Below are 15,740 nucleotides of genomic sequence, written 5' to 3' on the forward strand. Positions count from 1 at the left end.
CGCGCTACACCCCCTGGGAGTAGGAGAAGAAGCGCTGCGGGTCGTAGCTCTTCTTCACCTTCGCCAGCCGTGTCGCCGCGTCCCCGTAGTACGCCTTGCGCCAGTCCTTCAGCGTCGGGTCCGTGTAGTTCTGGTACGCGGCACCCGAGGCGTACGGCCGCATCGCGTCGTGGGCCGAGGTCAGCCAGGACTGGGCGGTGCTGCCGGAGGCCCCCGCGCCCCAGGAGGCGATGTACTGCGCCAGCATCCGCGAGCGGCGGTGGACGAACGCCGTCGCGGTCGGGGAGACCCGGTTGACCGCGCCGCCGAGGGCCGTGAACGCGATGCTGCCCGAGCCGCCCCGCACCGAGCGGATCTGCTTCAGCACGGTCTGGATGCCCGCCGAGGACAGCGAGCGGTCGAAGAAGTCGGAGCGTGCCGCGTAGGTCTCCCGGCCGAGCCTGCCCTGCGGGGAGCGGCCCGGGGTGGAGCCCGGCAGATGACACTGGGCGTCGGCGGAGAAGGAGGAGCAGCCGGCGTAGATCTCCATCGCCTCCTCGTAGCCCCGGCGGCGCAGGGAGACGGAGGAGGCGTTCGCGCCGGCCTGGTGGGCCAGGCGGTCCACGGCGTTCTGCAGTTCGCCGTAGGTGCCGAGGGAGAAGCAGGCCACGGAGACGGTCGGGGTCCGGCCCGGCGAGCAGGCCAGGTGCAGGGAGGACCAGATCTCGTCGGGCTGGCTGGGGCCCCAGGCCTGCCAGGCCTTGAGCACCGCGGCGGCCTTCGCCCAGGGCCAGGTCATGTAGGCGGTCACCGCCTGCGGCGCCGGGTGCGTCTTGAAGTGCAGCTCGGTGACGACGCCGAAGTTGCCGTTGCCCGCGCCGCGCAGCGCCCAGAACAGATCGGAGTGGTGGCTCGCGTCGGCGGTGACCTGGGTGCCGTCGGCCGTGATCAGGGTGGCCTGGGTGAGGCTGTCGCAGGTCAGGCCGTAGGCGCGGGAGGCGACCCCGTGGCCGCCGCCGAGCACCAGGCCGGAGACGCCGACGGTGGGGCAGGAGCCGGCCGGTATGGTCACGCCCTTGCCGGCCAGCGCCCGGTAGACGTCGATCAGCTTGGAGCCGGCGCCCACGACCGCCTGTCCGCCGCTCACCCGGATCCGGTTCAGCTTGGACACGTCGAGGATCAGGCGGTTGTCGCCGGAGGAGTAGCCGGCGTAGGAGTGGCCGCCGTTGCGTATGGCCACGCGTATGCCGTGCGCGTGGGCGTAGGCCAGGGTCGTACGGATGTCGGCGGTGTGCGCGACATAGGCCACCGCGGCCGGCTTCAGGCCGTCGAAGCGGGTGTTGTACAGCTGGTGGGCCGTCTTCCAGGACGCGTCACCGGGCCGCACCAGGGTGCCGTCGAGGTCACGGGCGAGGGCCGCCCAGTTCGCCGCGGCGTTCGCGCTGGTGCTCTTCAGGGTCGTCAGAGACGATGAACGGGACGGCGTACCGGTGTGCGCCGCCGAGGCGGAGTGGTCTCCGCCCGCGCCGCACGCGGTCAGTGCGGTCGTCGCCAGGGCGGCCGCGCCACCCGAGATGAACGTACGCCGTTCCATGTCTCCGTCGCCTTTCCTCGGCTCTCCTGGAACGAGACGACGCCATGCCGACCAGGGTTCCCCCGTTCGAGGGGCGAACATCGAATACGCGTCCGTGTAACCCGGCTGTCGGAACCTCCACGTGCTCTCCCCGTAAGCATTCCGTGACCTCACCGGGCCGACGGCAGGGGTTCACCCGTCGTTCACTTCCGGCCATCGGCGGCTTCACCTGTTCTGCCTAATTTCGGCCGTGCACGGTGCGGAGTGCGGCCATACACACGCTCACGCACCTCACGACCTCGCACGCCGCCGACAGCGGCGGCTCCTGGAAGGAACTCCCGAAAGTGAACCTTCAGCGCAAGAACCGGCTGCGCGCCCTCTCGCTCGGTGCGATCGCGGTCTCCGGCGCCCTGGCCCTGACGGCGTGCGGCTCCGACGACAACGGCGACAGCGGCAAGACGTCGGGCGGTTCGTCCGCGTCCGCCGACGCCGGCTCGATCAAGTGCGACGACGCCAAGGGCCAGCTGCTCGCAGACGGATCCTCCGCGCAGAAGAACGCGATCGACGCCTGGGTCAAGCAGTTCTCCCAGGCCTGTGGCGTGCAGATCAACTACAAGGGCGCCGGCTCCGGTGCCGGTGTCACCTCCTTCAACCAGGGTCAGATCGCGTTCGCCGGCTCCGACTCCGCGCTGAAGCCCGAAGAGGTCACCGCCTCCAAGAAGGTCTGCTCCGGCGGCCAGGGCATCGACCTGCCGATGGTCGGCGGCCCGATCGCCCTCGGCTACAACGTCCCGGGTGTCGACAACCTGGTCCTGGACGCGCCGACGATCGCCAAGATCTTCAACAGCGAGATCAAGAACTGGAACGACCCGCAGATCAAGAAGCTGAACCCCGACGCGAAGCTTCCCGACCTGAAGATCCAGGCCTTCCACCGCTCCGAGGACTCCGGCACCACGGACAACTTCACCAAGTACCTGATCGCCACCACCCCGGACAACTGGAAGTACTCCGGCGGCAAGGCCTGGCAGGCCAAGGGCGGCCAGGCGGCCTCCGGCTCCGCCGGTGTGGCCCAGGGCGTCAAGCAGAACTCCGGCGCGATCGGCTACTTCGAGCTGTCCTACGCCAAGGACATCACCGCCGTCTCGATCGCCACGGGCGCCAAGACCCCGGTGAAGCCGTCCACCGAGACCGCCACCGCCGACATCGCGGCCGCCAAGGTCGTCGGCACCGGCAAGGACCTGGCCCTGCAGCTCGACTACAAGACCAAGGCCGAGGGCGCCTACCCGATCACCCTGGTCACCTACGAGATCATCTGCGACAAGGGCAACAAGGCGGACACCCTGCCCGCCACCAAGGCCTTCCTGCGCTACATCGCCAGCGAGGACGGCCAGAAGGTCCTGACGCAGAACGACTACGCCCCGATCCCCGACGAGATCATCGCGAAGGTCCGCACCACCATCGACGGCCTGAGCTGACCTGATCCGAGAGTGCGGCCCGGTTCCCCACAGGGCGGGCCGGGCCGCACCGTCCGGTGCACCGCCGCCATGAGTCGCGGCCCCCCTGGGGGCGCACGGCTCCGCAGACCGGAGAACCCGATGGACATATCGACCAAGACAACCGACGCACCTCCCCCGATGCCCCAGCCCACGGTGGCCGAGCACAAGCGCAACGCCCGCGGCGCGACCCGTCCCGGCGACCGCATCTTCCTCGGCCTGTCGCGCGGCTCCGGCATCCTGCTTCTGGTGATCATGGCCGCGATCGCGGTCTTCCTCACCTACCGCGCCGCCCTCGCGATCAGCAAGGACCACGGGAACTTCCTGACCACCTTCGAGTGGAACACCAACCTCAACCCGCCGGTCTTCGGCATCGCGGTCCTGGCCTTCGGCACCGTCGTCTCCTCGATCGTCGCCATGGCCATCGCCGTGCCGGTGGCGGTCGCCATCGCGCTGTTCCTCACGCACTACGCCCCGCGCAAGCTGAGCGGTCCCATCGCCTACGTGATCGACCTGCTCGCCGCCGTGCCGTCCATCGTCTACGGCCTGTGGGGCGCCCTCATCCTCGTCCCGCACATGCAGGGCCTGTACGGCTGGCTGAACGACTACCTCGGCTGGACCGGCATCTTCTCCTGGGAGGGCGGCGCGCCGCGCGCCATGCTCACCGTCGGCATCCTGCTGGCGATCATGATCCTGCCGATCATCACCAACGTGAGCCGCGAGGTCTTCCGGCAGGTCCCGCGGATGCACGAGGAGGCCGCGCTGGCCCTCGGCGCCACCCGCTGGGAGGTCGTCCGCATGGCGGTGCTGCCCTTCGGCCGCTCCGGCGTGATCTCCGCCTCGATGCTGGGCCTCGGCCGTGCCCTCGGCGAGACGATGGCCGTGGCCACCGTGCTCTCCCCGAGCTACGACATCCAGGCCAGCCTGCTCGACCCGGGCGGCGGCACCTTCGCCCAGAACATCGCCAGCAAGTTCGGTGAGGCCACCGAACAGGGCCGGGACGCGCTGATCGCCTCCGGTCTCGTCCTCTTCGTCATCACGCTGCTGGTCAACGGCGCGGCCCGCGCGATCATCGCCCGCCGCAAGGAGTACTCGGGGGCCAACGCATGAGCAACGCACTCGTCGCCGACAAGCGCCCCAGCACGCTGCGCGGCGCGAGCCTGCCGAAGTGGTCCCCGTGGGCCATCGCCGCCGGCTCGGTCGCCCTCGCGGTCGTCATCGGCCTGGTCGGCGGCCTGCACAGCAAGGTCCAGTGGGGTCTGATCGCCGCGATCCTCTTCGTCCTGGGCACCTACGGCATCGCCACCAAGGTCGAGGGCCGCCGGCAGGCCAAGGACCGCATCGCGACCTCGCTCGTCTGGGTCGCCTTCCTCCTCGCCGTCGTCCCGCTGGTCTCCCTGGTCTGGGTGACCATCTCGCGCGGCATCAAGGTTCTCGACGTCTACTTCCTCACCCACTCCATGGGCGTCGTCGCCGACTCCGAGCCGGGCGGCGGCATCTACCACGCCATCATCGGCAGCCTGGAGCAGGTCGGCCTCGCCACGCTGATCGGCGCCCCGATCGGTGTGATGACCGCGATCTACCTGGTCGAGTACGGGCGCGGCCGCCTCGCGTCGGCGGTGACGTTCTTCGTCGACGTCATGACGGGCATCCCGTCGATCGTCGCGGGCCTGTTCATCCTCAGCCTGATGCTCATCTTCGAGCTGCAGCCGTTCGGCTTCGCCGGTTCGCTGGCCCTGGCCATCCTGATGATGCCGGTCGTCGTCCGTTCCACCGAGGAGATGCTCAAGCTCGTCCCGAACGAGCTGCGCGAGGCGTCCCTGGCGCTCGGCGTGCCGAAGTGGCGGACCATCCTGAAGGTGGTCCTTCCGACCTCCATCGGCGGCATCACCACGGGCATCATGCTCGCCATCGCCCGTATCGCGGGCGAGACGGCGCCGGTGCTGCTGCTGGTGTTCGGCAACCCGTTCATCAACAACAACCCGTTCGAGGGTGCGCAGGCCTCGCTGCCGCTGTACATCTACCAGCAGTACGCGCAGAGCGCGGGCGCCAACGCGGCGTACGACCGCGCGTGGGCGGCGTCCCTCACGCTGATCGCCTTCGTGATGATCCTCAACCTGGTGGCCCGCGGCATCGCCCGCTGGAAGGCCCCGAAGACCGGTCGCTGACCGCGGCCTCGGCGACTGATTCTTTGGAAGTGAAGTAGACATGGCCAAGCGCATCGACGTAAGCGGACTCACCGCCTACTACGGCTCCCACAAGGCGATCGAGGACATCTCGATGACGGTCGAGCCGCGCTCGGTGACGGCGTTCATCGGGCCGTCCGGCTGCGGCAAGTCGACGTTCCTGCGGACCCTCAACCGCATGCACGAGGTCACCCCCGGTGGCCGCGTCGAGGGCAAGGTGCTGCTCGACGACGAGGACCTGTACGGCACCGGCATCGACCCGGTGTCGGTGCGGCGCGAGGTGGGCATGGTCTTCCAGCGCCCGAACCCGTTCCCCACGATGTCGATCTTCGAGAACGTGGCCGCGGGACTGCGCCTGAACGGCAGCTACAAGAAGTCCGAGCTGAACGACATCGTCGAGAAGTCCCTCAGGGGCGCGAACCTCTGGAACGAGGTGAAGGACCGCCTGAACAAGCCGGGCTCCGGCCTCTCCGGTGGTCAGCAGCAGCGCCTGTGCATCGCGCGCGCGATCGCGGTCGAGCCGAACGTGCTGCTCATGGACGAGCCCTGCTCCGCCCTCGACCCGATCTCCACCCTCGCCATCGAGGACCTGATCGGTGAGCTGAAGGAACGCTTCACGATCGTCATCGTGACGCACAACATGCAGCAGGCGGCGCGCGTCTCGGACCGTACCGCCTTCTTCAACCTGGCGGCCGTGGGCCAGCCGGGCCGGCTGATCGAGATCGACGACACCGAGCGGATCTTCTCCAACCCGTCCGTCCAGGCCACGGAGGACTACATCTCCGGCCGCTTCGGCTGATCCCCGGAACCCCTCGCGGTGCTGCATGGCGGTGCCACCGCGAGGACGCAAAAGGGCCCGCCCCTGGCTCCCGGGGGCGGGCCCACGCGTGCTGTGGTTCCCTGGTGCTGCTCGTGCAGGAGGAGGCATGTACGGAGAGGCCACCATGTCGCACCACCTCAGCGGACCGGAGCTGCGCTCCCCCAAGGGCGACGCCCGCCTGGACCTGACGGACGTGTTCGGCTTCCCCGCGGCCGAGAACGGGCGCACCGTCCTGATCATGAACGTGAACCCCTTCGCGCCGACCCGGGGCGAGGCGTTCCACCCGGACGCCGTGTACCGGCTCGACATCGACACCGACGGCGACCACGTCGCCGACCTGGCCTACAGCTTCGTCTTCTCGGTGCCCTCGGACGGCAGGCAGACGGTCACCGTGCACCGGGCGGCCGGCGCCGACGCCCGGGACCGCGAACCCGGCGGCCAGGCCGTCGTCCAGGATGCCGAGGTCGCCTTCGGGCCGGAGCCGAACATCGTGGAGAGCGGCGGCCACCGCTTCTCGGCGGGGCTGCGCAGTGATCCCTTCTTCGCCGACCTGGACGGCATCGTGGCCGGCTTCCAGTGGACCGGCAACGACTTCGGGATCGACAAGAACGTCTTCGGGATCGTGCTGGAGGTTCCCGACGGCGAACTCGGTGACGGGCCCGTCGGGGTATGGGCACGGGTCAGTCTCCGACAGGACGGCCGGCTCGTCTCGGTCGACCGCGGGGCCCATCCCTCGCTGACCGCGTACTTCAACGCCGAGGACGCCAAGGAGAAGTACAACGAGGGTGAGCCCGCCGACGACTGGGACACCTGTCTCGAGCCGTGGAGCGCCGTACTGGCCCACACGGGCGGCTACAGCGCCGAGGAGGCCGAGAGGGCGCTGCGCACCGTCCTGCCGGACGTCCTGCGCTACGACCGCACCGAGCCGGCCGCCTACCCCAACGGCCGCAGGCTCACCGACGACGTGACCTCCGCCCGCCTCGCGATGGTCTCCGGCGGCAAGATCACGGACGACCACATCGGTCCGCACACCGATCTGCTGCCGGAGTTTCCCTACCTGGGCCACCCGCACCCGGTCTCCTGACCGCCCCCGCCTTCCGGCGGCGGGCGGCGGACGAGGGCTACAGCACCGTCAGGCTCACCAGGCCGTAGGCCAGCGCGGCGACCAGCCCGGCGGCCGGCATCGTGATGAACCAGCCGAGGACGATGTTCTTGGCCACGCCCCAGCGGACCGCGTTCACGCGCTTGGTCGCGCCCACGCCCATGATCGCCGAGGTGATCACGTGGGTCGTGGAGATCGGCGCCTTGAAGAGGAAGGCGGTCGTGAACATGATCGACGCGCCGGTCGTCTCCGCCGCGAAGCCCTGCGGAGGGTCGAGTTCGATGATCTTGCGGCCCAGCGTGCGCATGATGCGCCAGCCACCCGCGTACGTGCCGAGCGACAGCATCACGGCGCAGACGATCTTCACCCAGACCGGGATCGGGTCGCCGTACGTCTCATGGCCGGAAATCACCAGTGCCATCACCACGACACCCATCGTCTTCTGGGCGTCCTGAAGACCGTGACCGAGGGCCATGCCGGCCGCCGAGACGGTCTGCGCGATGCGGAAGCCCCGCTTGGCCTTGTGCGGGTTGGACCGGCGGAACAGCCACATGATCGCCGTCATGACCAGGTAACCGGCGATCAGGCCGACGACCGGGGACACGAACATCGGGATGACGACCTTGTCGAGCACGCCGCCCCAGAGGACCTCCGTGCCGCCCGCCAGCGCCGCACCCACCATGCCGCCGAACAGCGCGTGGGAGGACGAGGAGGGCAGGCCGAAGTACCAGGTGACGAGGTTCCAGACGATCGCGCCCAGCAGCGCGGCGAAGAGGATGCCCATCCCCTTCGAACCCTGAGGCGTCTCGATCAGGCCCTCGCTGACCGTCTTGGCGACCCCGGAGCCCAGGAAGGCACCGGCGAGATTCATCACGGCCGCCATGGCGAGGGCCGCCCGCGGGGTCAGCGCCCGCGTCGACACCGACGTCGCGATGGCGTTCGCGGAGTCGTGAAAACCGTTCGTGTACGTGAAGAAGAGCGCGACCGCGATGGTCACGATCAGAGCGAAGGTGTCCATCGACGCCTCAGGACTCCTTGACGGCGATGGTCTCCACCGTGTTCGCCACGTGCTCGAACGCGTCCGCCGCCTCTTCCAGGACGTCCACGATCTGCTTCAGCTTGAGCACCTCGATCGCGTCGTACTTGCCGTTGAAGAGGTGGGCGAGCAGCTTGCGGTGGATCTGGTCCGCCTGGTTCTCCAGCCGGTTGACCTCGATCCAGTACTCGGTGAGGTTGTCCATGGTGCGCAGGTTCGGCATGGCCTCGGCCGTCAGCTCGGCGGCCCTGGCCAGCACCTCGATCTGCTGCTCGACGCCCTTGGGCAGTTCCTCGACGTTGTAGAGGACGACCAGGTCGACGGCCTCCTCCATGAAGTCCATGATGTCGTCCAGGGACCCGGCGAGGGCGTAGATGTCCTCGCGGTCGAACGGCGTGATGAACGAGGAGTTCAGCTGGTGGAAGATCGCGTGCGTGGCGTCGTCACCTGCGTGTTCCGCGGCCCGCATACGCTCTGCGATCTCGGCCCGGGCGGAGGAGTCCGCCCCGAGCAGTTCCATCAGGAGCTTCGAGCCCGTGACGATGTTGTCCGCGGAGGCGGCGAACATGTCGTAGAAGCTCGTCTCCCTGGGGGTCAGACGAAAGCGCACGTGGGGTCCTCGGGGTGCTTCGGTTTCGGTCAGGCTGATGCTAGGCGCATCATCCGGCCACGGCTATCGGGCCGTCCCCCAGTGTCGCCCATCAGGCAGAGTGATCAGCACGGGGGCGGGCCAAGGGCCTTCTACCCGGCAAAGTTCGGTACCATATACCCTGTAGGGGTATGTATCCGCAGCTCGTCCCGAGATGGAGGCCCGCGATGACGACGACCGAGGCCGGCGCCACGCACGGCTACCACAAGCAGAAGGACGAGCACCTCAAGCGGCTGCGCCGGATCGAGGGCCAGATCCGCGGTCTGCAGCGCATGGTCGACGAGGACACGTACTGCATCGACATACTCACGCAGGTCTCCGCCTCCACCAAGGCCCTGCAGTCCTTCGCCCTGCAGCTGCTGGAGGAGCACCTGCGGCACTGCGTCGCGGACGCGGCCGTCAAGGGCGGTGACGAGATCGACGCGAAGGTCGAGGAGGCGACGAAGGCGATCGGCCGCCTGCTGCGCACCTGAGCCCCCGCGGACGAGCCGGCCCCGCGCCCGCCGCCGCTCAGCCCTGCCGCTCCTCGGCCACCCGCAGCACCTGGTCGATGCTCTCCAGGCTGAGCCGGTCCTCGGCGGCCGAGGCGGCGATGATCAGTTCCCCGCACAGCTCGATCTCGGCGAGGGCCACGTGATCCTGAACCGCCGTACCGCAGACCGGAGCCACCTGCCTCACCTCTTCTCTGCCGTCACCGACTTCCTAGAGTAGGCAGGGCTCTACACACCGCGCATGGCACGGACGGGCTAGTTCGAGGGTGGCGCACCGGACTAGTGCGGTGGCTCGTTCTCGGCGATCCGGCCCGCGTAGATGTCCGTCGCGCGCGGCAGCGTCACGTCCACGGGGGCGCCGAAGCCGTACAGCAGCGTGGTCGAGGCGACCGCCACGGCCGTCTTCTGGCGGCCGTTGACGAAGCTGAAGCGCTGCCTGAGCTTGCGGATGCGGCCCTGCTCGTCCAGGTAGGCGTCGAACGGCACTTCGGCGGTGGCGAACCCTTTCGCCGCCGCCGTGAGGGACGCCCTGCTGCCGGCCGAGGCGTACCGCGCCGCGTGGCTCAGATCCGCCGTCCCCCGGTAGTGCAGCACCTCGGTGCCGCCGACCTCGGTCCTGCCGAGACAGGTCGCCGTACGCGTCCCGCGCAGCACCTCCGCCGCCGTGTACGGGTCGGTCACACCGCCGGTGACCAGGTTGCCGTCGGACAGCGACGCGGTCTCCACGCGCACCCACTTGTCGGCGGGCACGCCCGCGCCCCGGTTCTTCATGAACAGGGCGCCCGGGGTGAGGAGTTCGGTGATGGGCCGGTGCTCGGCGGTGCCCGCGGGGTCCTCGGGCAGGACGACGGTGAGCCGGCCGAGCCGGTGCCGGTAGTCGTAGACGCCCTTGCCGCGGATGGTGACCCGGGTGCCGCCCGTGGCCATCTCCATCGAGGTGCTGGCCTTGGAGCTGCCCGCGCCGAGCAGCGCGTCGGCGGCCCGGTGCAGGGCGGCGACCGGGTCGCCCGCGCCCTTGACGTCCTCGGCGGCGGCTCCGCTGCCGGAACAGCCCGTGGCACCCGTGCCGAGGCCGAGCATGATGCCCACCGCGAGGACCGTCCTGCCCGCGCGCCTGTGCTGCCGCCGATCCATGGCCTGCCTACCCCCAGCCGGTACGTCCGTCACGGGCCCCCCTGTCGTTCGGTTAACGACGGGTAGGGGGCGCCGTCACGCGCCGCCGGGGGCGTGCGGGAGGGCGGGGGACGGCGGGGCGGGGCCGGGGGAACTCTTCGCCGCCGGCTGGGTAGCGTTGTCACCGTGGCAGTCACCGCGGCGTATCAGGACGGGCCCGAGCCCGCCCGGCCTGGGCAGGAACACCTCACCACGACGACCGAACAGGGGCGCTTCTGTGTGGCCAGATGCAGTTGTGGCTGGCGCGGCCCCGCCCGCCGGGCCCGCAGCCAGGCCCGCACGGACGCGGAGGGGCACAGAACGGCTCCGTGACCGGGCTCAGCTCCTTCCCCGCGCATGGGCGGACGGCCGGAGGAAGGCGTCCACCAGGTCCCGGTCGCGGGGCTGGGTGAGCCGGCCGCGGGCGTCGGCCGGGGAGAGCCACAGGATGCGGTCCACCTCGTCGGTCGGCGTGAAGTGGCCGGAAACCGCCTCGGCGGCCCAGTAACGCACCTGTTTGGGACGGCCGTTGGCCAGATAGCGCAAGGTCGGCAGCTCGCTGCCGGGATCGGCCGTGTACCCGGTCTCCTCCGCGACCTCGCGCAGGGCGCCCGCGAGCGGCTCCTCACCCCGCTTGAGCTTGCCCTTGGGGTGGGACCAGTCGTCGTACTTGGGCCGGTGGACCAGGCAGATCTCCAGGCCGCCGGCGACCGGCGAGCGGCGCCAGAGCACGCAGCCCGCCGCCTGGACCAGGATGTCGTTCACACCGCCTCCTCGTGGGGGTTCAGGGTGCGTTGACGGTCTGCTTCTGCCAGGCCTGCTGGAACGCGAACCTGGCCGCCTCCACCTCGTGCCGCTGGTCGGCGTGGAGCACGCCGAGCGCGTACGCCGTGGCGGGGGCGATGCGCGGTGTGCGGGCCGCCTGTGCGGCGGCCGCGGCGGCCTCCGAGGCGTCCCGGTGCCGGTTCAGGGCCTGACCCGCCGCCAGCAGCCGCAGGTTCACCGGTGCGTTGCCGCCGTTCAGCACCTCACCGGCGTACCGGTGCAGGCGCAGCAGCAGGCGGACCTGGTGCCAGGGGCTGTCCTGGGGGTGCGGGGACGTGTCCGGGGACAGGCCGTGGACCAGGGCCTCGGCGTTGTAGGGGAGGCCGGCGGTGATCAGGGGGAGGGCGCCGATGGCGTCCATGAGGCGCTCCTCGGCCGCGGCGGCGAGGGGGCGCAGGCCGGTGGTGAGGGCGGCGGGGGTGAGCGGGACCTCACTGGCGAGTAAGGCGACCTTGTCCGCGACGGCGTGGAAGCGGGAGGAGCCGAGGGCCTGGAGGGCGGTCGAGTGGGCCCGGGTCCGGGCCAGCGTCAGCTGGCGTTCGAGCAGGGCGCCTGCCTTGGCCGCGCCCACGGTGAGGTTGCCGCGTTCCGGGGCCGGCGTCGGGCCGGCCGGGCCACCGGTGTTCTCCGGAGCCGCTCTCAGGGGGACGGCAGCCGCCCCGGCGGCACGGCTGCCCGCGGCCACGGCGGCGGTCGCGCCGGCCGCGTCGGCCAGGGTGTCGACCGCGCCCGTGGCCCCGCTCCCGGCACGGCCGACCGTGGCCCTCAGGGCGGCCCCGCCGCTCGCCGTGCCGTCGGCCGCCTGCCCCGGGAAGACCGCGGCCCCCGACAACCGGTGCAGGGCCAGCAACAGCCGTTCCAGACGGGCCTCGTACGCGTGCTCCAGGCCCCATGTGCCCGACAGCCAGGCCAGTTCCGGGCGCATCTCCTCGGACCAGCCGGGGTCGAGGAGGGGGCGGAAGGTGTGCAGGCTGGCGCTGATGCGGCGGGCCGAGCGGCGCAGGGCGCGCGCCGCGTCGACGGACGCCTCCGCGCCACCCACGGAGCTGCCGCCGGTCTCCCGGTGCAGACGCAGGGCGCGGAGGAACTGCGTGGCCTGGGCGCGCAGGTAGGCCGCGAGGGCCTCCCCGGTCACCGCGCCGGCCGCGGGGTCCGTCGGGTCAAGGTGTTGCTGTGCCACGCCGGCGCCTCCGGGCGTCTATGAGCATCTCCTGGACGTTGCGCAGGGGTTGGCCGTCCCCATCGGCCGAGTGTCGCGTCCACTCGCCGTCCGGGCCGAGATGCCAGGAGGCGGTGGTGTCGGACATGCCGGTGTCCAGCAGCCGGTTGAGGGCTGCGCGGTGGCCTGGGTCGACCACCCGGACCAGGGCCTCTATCCGGCGGTCGAGGTTGCGGTGCATCATGTCGGCGCTGCCGATCCACACCTCGGGTTCGCCGCCGTTGCCGAAGGCGAAGACCCGGGAGTGCTCGAGGAAGCGGCCGAGGATCGACCGGACCCGGATGTTCTCCGACAGGCCCGCGACGCCCGGGCGGACGGCGCAGATGCCACGCACCCAGACGTCGACCGGCACGCCGGCCTGGGAGGCCCGGTAGCACGCGTCGATGACCGCTTCGTCGACCATCGAGTTGACCTTGATGCGGACGAAGGCCGGACGGCCCGCACGATGGTGCTGGACCTCCTTGTCGATCCGTGCGACCAGGCCGTCCCGCAGGGACTTGGGGGCGACGAGGAGCCGGCGGTAGGTCTCGCGGCGGGAGTAGCCGGACAGGCGGTTGAACAGGTCGGAGAGGTCCGCGCCGACCTGCGGGTCGGCGGTGAGCAGGCCCAGGTCCTCGTAGAGGCGGGCCGTCTTCGGGTGGTAGTTGCCCGTGCCGACGTGGCTGTAGCGGCGCAGAGTCTCGCCCTCCTGGCGGACCACGAGGGACAGCTTGCAGTGCGTCTTCAGGCCGACCAGGCCGTAGACCACGTGGCAGCCGGACTCCTCCAGCTTGCGCGCCCACTTGATGTTGGCGTGCTCGTCGAAGCGGGCCTTGATCTCGACCAGGACCAGCACCTGCTTGCCGGACTCGGCGGCGTCGATGAGCGCGTCCACTATGGGCGAGTCGCCGGAGGTGCGGTACAGGGTCTGCTTGATGGCGAGGACGTCGGGGTCGGCCGCCGCCTGCTCCAGGAAGGCCTGCACGGAGGTGGAGAAGCTGTCGTACGGGTGGTGCAGGAGCACGTCACGGGCGCGCAGCGCCGCGAAGATGTCGGGCGCGGACGCCGACTCGACCTCGGCGAGGTCGCGGTGGGTGCCGGCGATGAACTTCGGGTACTTCAGCTCCGGCCGGTCGAGGCTGTGGATGCGGAAGAGGCCGGTGAGGTCCAGGGGGCCGGGCAGCGGGTAGACCTCGGCCTCGGAGATCTTCAGTTCGCGCACCAGCAGGTCCAGTACCTCGCGGTCGATGGACTCCTCGACCTCCAGGCGTACCGGGGGGCCGAAGCGGCGCCGCATGAGTTCCTTCTCCAGGGCCTGGAGCAGGTTCTCGGCGTCGTCCTCCTCGACCTCGAGGTCCTCGTTGCGGGTGAGCCGGAAGGCGTGGTGCTCCAGCACCTCCATGCCCGGGAAGAGTTCCTCGAGGTGTGCGGCGATGACGTCCTCGAGGGGGACGTACCGGCCGGGGGCGGCCTCCAGGAAGCGGGACAGCAGCGGCGGCACCTTCACGCGGGCGAAGTGCTTGTGGCCGCTGACCGGGTTGCGTACGACCACGGCCAGGTTCAGGGAGAGGCCGGAGATGTACGGGAAGGGGTGCGCGGGGTCCACGGCCAGCGGGGTGAGGACCGGGAAGATCTGGTGCCGGAAGAGCGTGAAGAGCCGCGCCTGCTCCTTCTCGGTCAGCTCGTTCCAGCGGACCAGGTGGATGCCCTCCTCCGCGAGCGCGGGGGCGACGTCCTCGTGGTAGCAGGCGGCGTGCCGGGCCATCAGCTCGCGGGAGCGGGCCCAGATCATCTCCAGCACCTCGCGCGGCTGGAGGCCGGAGGCGGAGCGGGTGGCGACACCGGTGGCGATACGGCGCTTCAGTCCGGCCACCCGGACCATGAAGAACTCGTCCAGGTTGCTGGCGAAGATCGCGAGGAAGTTCGCGCGTTCCAGCAGGGGGGTGTTCGGGTCCTCCGCCAGCTCCAGGACGCGCTCGTTGAACGCGAGCCAGCTGCGTTCCCGGTCGAGGAAGCGCCCCTGCGGCAGGGGACCCCCCTCGCCCTGCGCCTCCTCGTACGCGTCGAGGTCGGCATCGATGTCGGGTTCCAGGTCGGAAACGACCGCGGCGACGGTGTGGGGCCGGTGCGCGGCGATGGAGCCCACAGAGGGCTGCGGGTGCTGAACCTCTGCCTGGGTGTCTTGCTGACTCATGACCCCATTCTTCCGCGCCACGAGCGTGACGGGCGCGTCGGAACGTGCGGGCGGGAGCGTCACGGCTCCGTTCAGCGCTGGCCCCTCGGGGGGCGGCGAAGGCTCTGGCACGGCGGGCTTCATTGGCCGAGCGTCGCAAGCTCGTCTGAATCGATGGTTACGGAGACATGACGTGCGGGATAGCGAGGGGCGGCTCGAAGGGGTTCTGGGATGCGAAAACGCCGGTCCGGCACGTCCCTCCCCCCGTGGAGGGGCGTACCGGACCGGCGCGAGGCGGGTTCAGGCGGTCCGGCGGCGCAGCACCGCGTACGCGGCGCCGGTGGCGAGCGCGGTCAGGGCGAGGACCATGCCGGTGGCGGCCAGGTGCAGGGGCCAGAAGCCGGACAGCGGTCCGCGCAGCGGTTTCCACAGCTCGCGCAGGTACAGCCGTAGGGCCAGGGTGACGGCCGCGGCGGCGGCGAGCGCGGGCAGCGTACGGCGCAGTGCCAGCCCGGCGAGGGCGCCCGCGGCCAGGGCGAACAGCACGAGCGCGGGCAGCAGCGGGCCGCGCGGGACGAAGACGCGGTCCCAGGTCCAGTGGGTGACGAGGACGTCCCGGTCGGCGGACCAGACCTTGCCGTAGGCCAGGGCGAGCACGCTGCCGCCGGCCAGCAGCGGCAGCGCCGCCGTGGTCAGTTTCGCGGTCAGCCAGCGGGCCGGTGAGCTGCCCTGGGTCCAGGCCAGCTTGGCGGTGCCGGATTCCAGTTCCCGGCCGATCAGCGCGGCACCGGCCCAGGCGGCCACCGCGCAGGGGGCGTAGGAGAGGGCCTCGCCGAGGAGGTTCATGACGTTGTTGGTGTCGGTGAACGCGGTGTACGTGCACCAGCCTCCGCGGCCCGTGCAGTCCCGGTCCCGGGGCGCTGCGGAGGAGTGGACCCAGAGCAGTTCGCCGGCGACGAGGGCGACGAAGGCGGCCCAGACGAGCAGGGCGGGGCGGTGCAGCCGCAGCAGGGTGCGGCGGGTGGCCGGGCGGTCCGGGGCCAGGGCGGTCATGCGGTGGCTC

At 70.7% G+C, this 15,740-nt stretch carries 15 protein-coding genes; 6 read left to right on the forward strand and 9 right to left on the reverse strand.

Annotated elements, in window-relative coordinates; translation table 11 throughout:
- Window positions 1-4 precede the first annotated feature (4 nt).
- Window positions 5-1,573 (reverse strand): FAD-binding oxidoreductase, encoded by a 1,569-nt coding sequence (locus ACZ5CW_RS00085; RefSeq protein ID WP_468596917.1) that lies wholly within the window; start codon window positions 1,571-1,573, stop codon window positions 5-7.
- Window positions 1,574-1,896: 323 nt separating this feature from the next.
- On the opposite strand from ACZ5CW_RS00085, the gene pstS reads away from it, so the two are divergent.
- The 5 genes from pstS to ACZ5CW_RS00110 all read left to right on the forward strand — a co-directional run bounded on the left by pstS (window position 1,897) and on the right by ACZ5CW_RS00110 (window position 7,135).
- A complete protein-coding gene (gene pstS / locus ACZ5CW_RS00090; RefSeq protein WP_468596918.1) occupies window positions 1,897-3,027 on the forward strand; it encodes a phosphate ABC transporter substrate-binding protein PstS in 1,131 nt (376 codons plus the stop codon).
- Between the two features lie 120 nt (window positions 3,028-3,147).
- Window positions 3,148-4,155 (forward strand): phosphate ABC transporter permease subunit PstC, encoded by a 1,008-nt coding sequence (gene pstC, locus ACZ5CW_RS00095; protein WP_468596920.1) that lies wholly within the window; start codon window positions 3,148-3,150, stop codon window positions 4,153-4,155.
- Complete coding sequence (gene pstA, locus ACZ5CW_RS00100) at window positions 4,152-5,213, forward strand: phosphate ABC transporter permease PstA (RefSeq protein ID WP_468596921.1); 1,062 nt, start codon at window positions 4,152-4,154, stop codon at window positions 5,211-5,213. The genes pstC and pstA overlap by 4 nt, the downstream gene beginning before the upstream one ends.
- Window positions 5,214-5,253: 40 nt before the next feature.
- The gene (pstB, locus tag ACZ5CW_RS00105; RefSeq protein WP_468596922.1) at window positions 5,254-6,030 is read left to right on the forward strand and encodes a phosphate ABC transporter ATP-binding protein PstB; all 777 of its coding nucleotides are present in this window, start codon (window positions 5,254-5,256) and stop codon (window positions 6,028-6,030) included.
- A 127-nt stretch (window positions 6,031-6,157) separates the two neighbouring features.
- Complete coding sequence (locus ACZ5CW_RS00110) at window positions 6,158-7,135, forward strand: DUF4331 family protein (RefSeq protein WP_468596923.1); 978 nt, start codon at window positions 6,158-6,160, stop codon at window positions 7,133-7,135.
- 37 nt (window positions 7,136-7,172) lie between these two features.
- Here ACZ5CW_RS00110 and ACZ5CW_RS00115 read toward each other — a convergent pair whose 3' ends face one another.
- Both ACZ5CW_RS00115 and ACZ5CW_RS00120 read right to left on the reverse strand, forming a co-directional pair.
- Entirely contained in the window at window positions 7,173-8,171 is a 999-nt protein-coding gene (locus tag ACZ5CW_RS00115) for an inorganic phosphate transporter (protein ID WP_468596924.1), read from the reverse strand.
- Window positions 8,172-8,178: 7 nt separating this feature from the next.
- Window positions 8,179-8,799 carry a DUF47 domain-containing protein gene (locus ACZ5CW_RS00120; RefSeq protein WP_015493282.1) on the reverse strand — a complete coding sequence of 207 codons (621 nt, stop codon included), beginning with the start codon at window positions 8,797-8,799 and terminating at the stop codon, window positions 8,179-8,181.
- Window positions 8,800-9,005: 206 nt separating this feature from the next.
- Between ACZ5CW_RS00120 and ACZ5CW_RS00125 the strand changes: the two genes are divergently transcribed.
- Window positions 9,006-9,311, forward strand: a complete 306-nt coding sequence (locus ACZ5CW_RS00125; protein ID WP_468596926.1) for a metal-sensitive transcriptional regulator — start codon at window positions 9,006-9,008, stop codon at window positions 9,309-9,311.
- 37 nt (window positions 9,312-9,348) lie between these two features.
- Here ACZ5CW_RS00125 and ACZ5CW_RS00130 read toward each other — a convergent pair whose 3' ends face one another.
- From ACZ5CW_RS00130 to ACZ5CW_RS00155, 6 genes are all read right to left on the reverse strand, one after another.
- Window positions 9,349-9,507 (reverse strand): hypothetical protein, encoded by a 159-nt coding sequence (locus ACZ5CW_RS00130; RefSeq protein WP_468597768.1) that lies wholly within the window; start codon window positions 9,505-9,507, stop codon window positions 9,349-9,351.
- A 101-nt stretch (window positions 9,508-9,608) separates the two neighbouring features.
- Entirely contained in the window at window positions 9,609-10,463 is an 855-nt protein-coding gene (locus ACZ5CW_RS00135) for an SCO4651 family lipoprotein (protein ID WP_468596927.1), read from the reverse strand.
- 357 nt (window positions 10,464-10,820) lie between these two features.
- Complete coding sequence (locus ACZ5CW_RS00140; protein ID WP_468596929.1) at window positions 10,821-11,246, reverse strand: NUDIX hydrolase; 426 nt, start codon at window positions 11,244-11,246, stop codon at window positions 10,821-10,823.
- 19 nt (window positions 11,247-11,265) lie between these two features.
- The gene (locus ACZ5CW_RS00145; protein WP_468596931.1) at window positions 11,266-12,486 is read right to left on the reverse strand and encodes a CHAD domain-containing protein; all 1,221 of its coding nucleotides are present in this window, start codon (window positions 12,484-12,486) and stop codon (window positions 11,266-11,268) included.
- Entirely contained in the window at window positions 12,467-14,821 is a 2,355-nt protein-coding gene (locus ACZ5CW_RS00150) for an RNA degradosome polyphosphate kinase (RefSeq protein WP_468596932.1), read from the reverse strand. The genes ACZ5CW_RS00145 and ACZ5CW_RS00150 overlap by 20 nt, the downstream gene beginning before the upstream one ends.
- Before the next feature lie 156 nt (window positions 14,822-14,977).
- Window positions 14,978-15,730 (reverse strand): hypothetical protein, encoded by a 753-nt coding sequence (locus tag ACZ5CW_RS00155; RefSeq protein WP_468596934.1) that lies wholly within the window; start codon window positions 15,728-15,730, stop codon window positions 14,978-14,980.
- Window positions 15,731-15,740: the final 10 nt, after the last annotated feature.

The sequence above is a fragment of the Streptomyces sp. NPDC031379 genome (assembly GCF_055569615.1).

Excerpts from the sequence above, each read along its gene's own strand:
- ACZ5CW_RS00085 (WP_468596917.1), bottom strand. The coding sequence starts at position 1,573 with ATGGAACGGCGTACGTTCATCTCGGGTGGCGCGGCCGCCCTGGCGACG.
- pstC (WP_468596920.1), top strand. The coding sequence starts at position 3,148 with ATGGACATATCGACCAAGACAACCGACGCACCTCCCCCGATGCCCCAG.
- pstA (WP_468596921.1), top strand. The coding sequence starts at position 4,152 with ATGAGCAACGCACTCGTCGCCGACAAGCGCCCCAGCACGCTGCGCGGC.
- pstB (WP_468596922.1), top strand. The coding sequence starts at position 5,254 with ATGGCCAAGCGCATCGACGTAAGCGGACTCACCGCCTACTACGGCTCC.
- ACZ5CW_RS00110 (WP_468596923.1), top strand. The coding sequence starts at position 6,158 with ATGTACGGAGAGGCCACCATGTCGCACCACCTCAGCGGACCGGAGCTG.
- ACZ5CW_RS00115 (WP_468596924.1), bottom strand. The coding sequence starts at position 8,171 with ATGGACACCTTCGCTCTGATCGTGACCATCGCGGTCGCGCTCTTCTTC.
- ACZ5CW_RS00125 (WP_468596926.1), top strand. The coding sequence starts at position 9,006 with ATGACGACGACCGAGGCCGGCGCCACGCACGGCTACCACAAGCAGAAG.
- ACZ5CW_RS00135 (WP_468596927.1), bottom strand. The coding sequence starts at position 10,463 with ATGGATCGGCGGCAGCACAGGCGCGCGGGCAGGACGGTCCTCGCGGTG.
- ACZ5CW_RS00150 (WP_468596932.1), bottom strand. The coding sequence starts at position 14,821 with ATGAAGCCCGCCGTGCCAGAGCCTTCGCCGCCCCCCGAGGGGCCAGCG.
- ACZ5CW_RS00155 (WP_468596934.1), bottom strand. The coding sequence starts at position 15,730 with ATGACCGCCCTGGCCCCGGACCGCCCGGCCACCCGCCGCACCCTGCTG.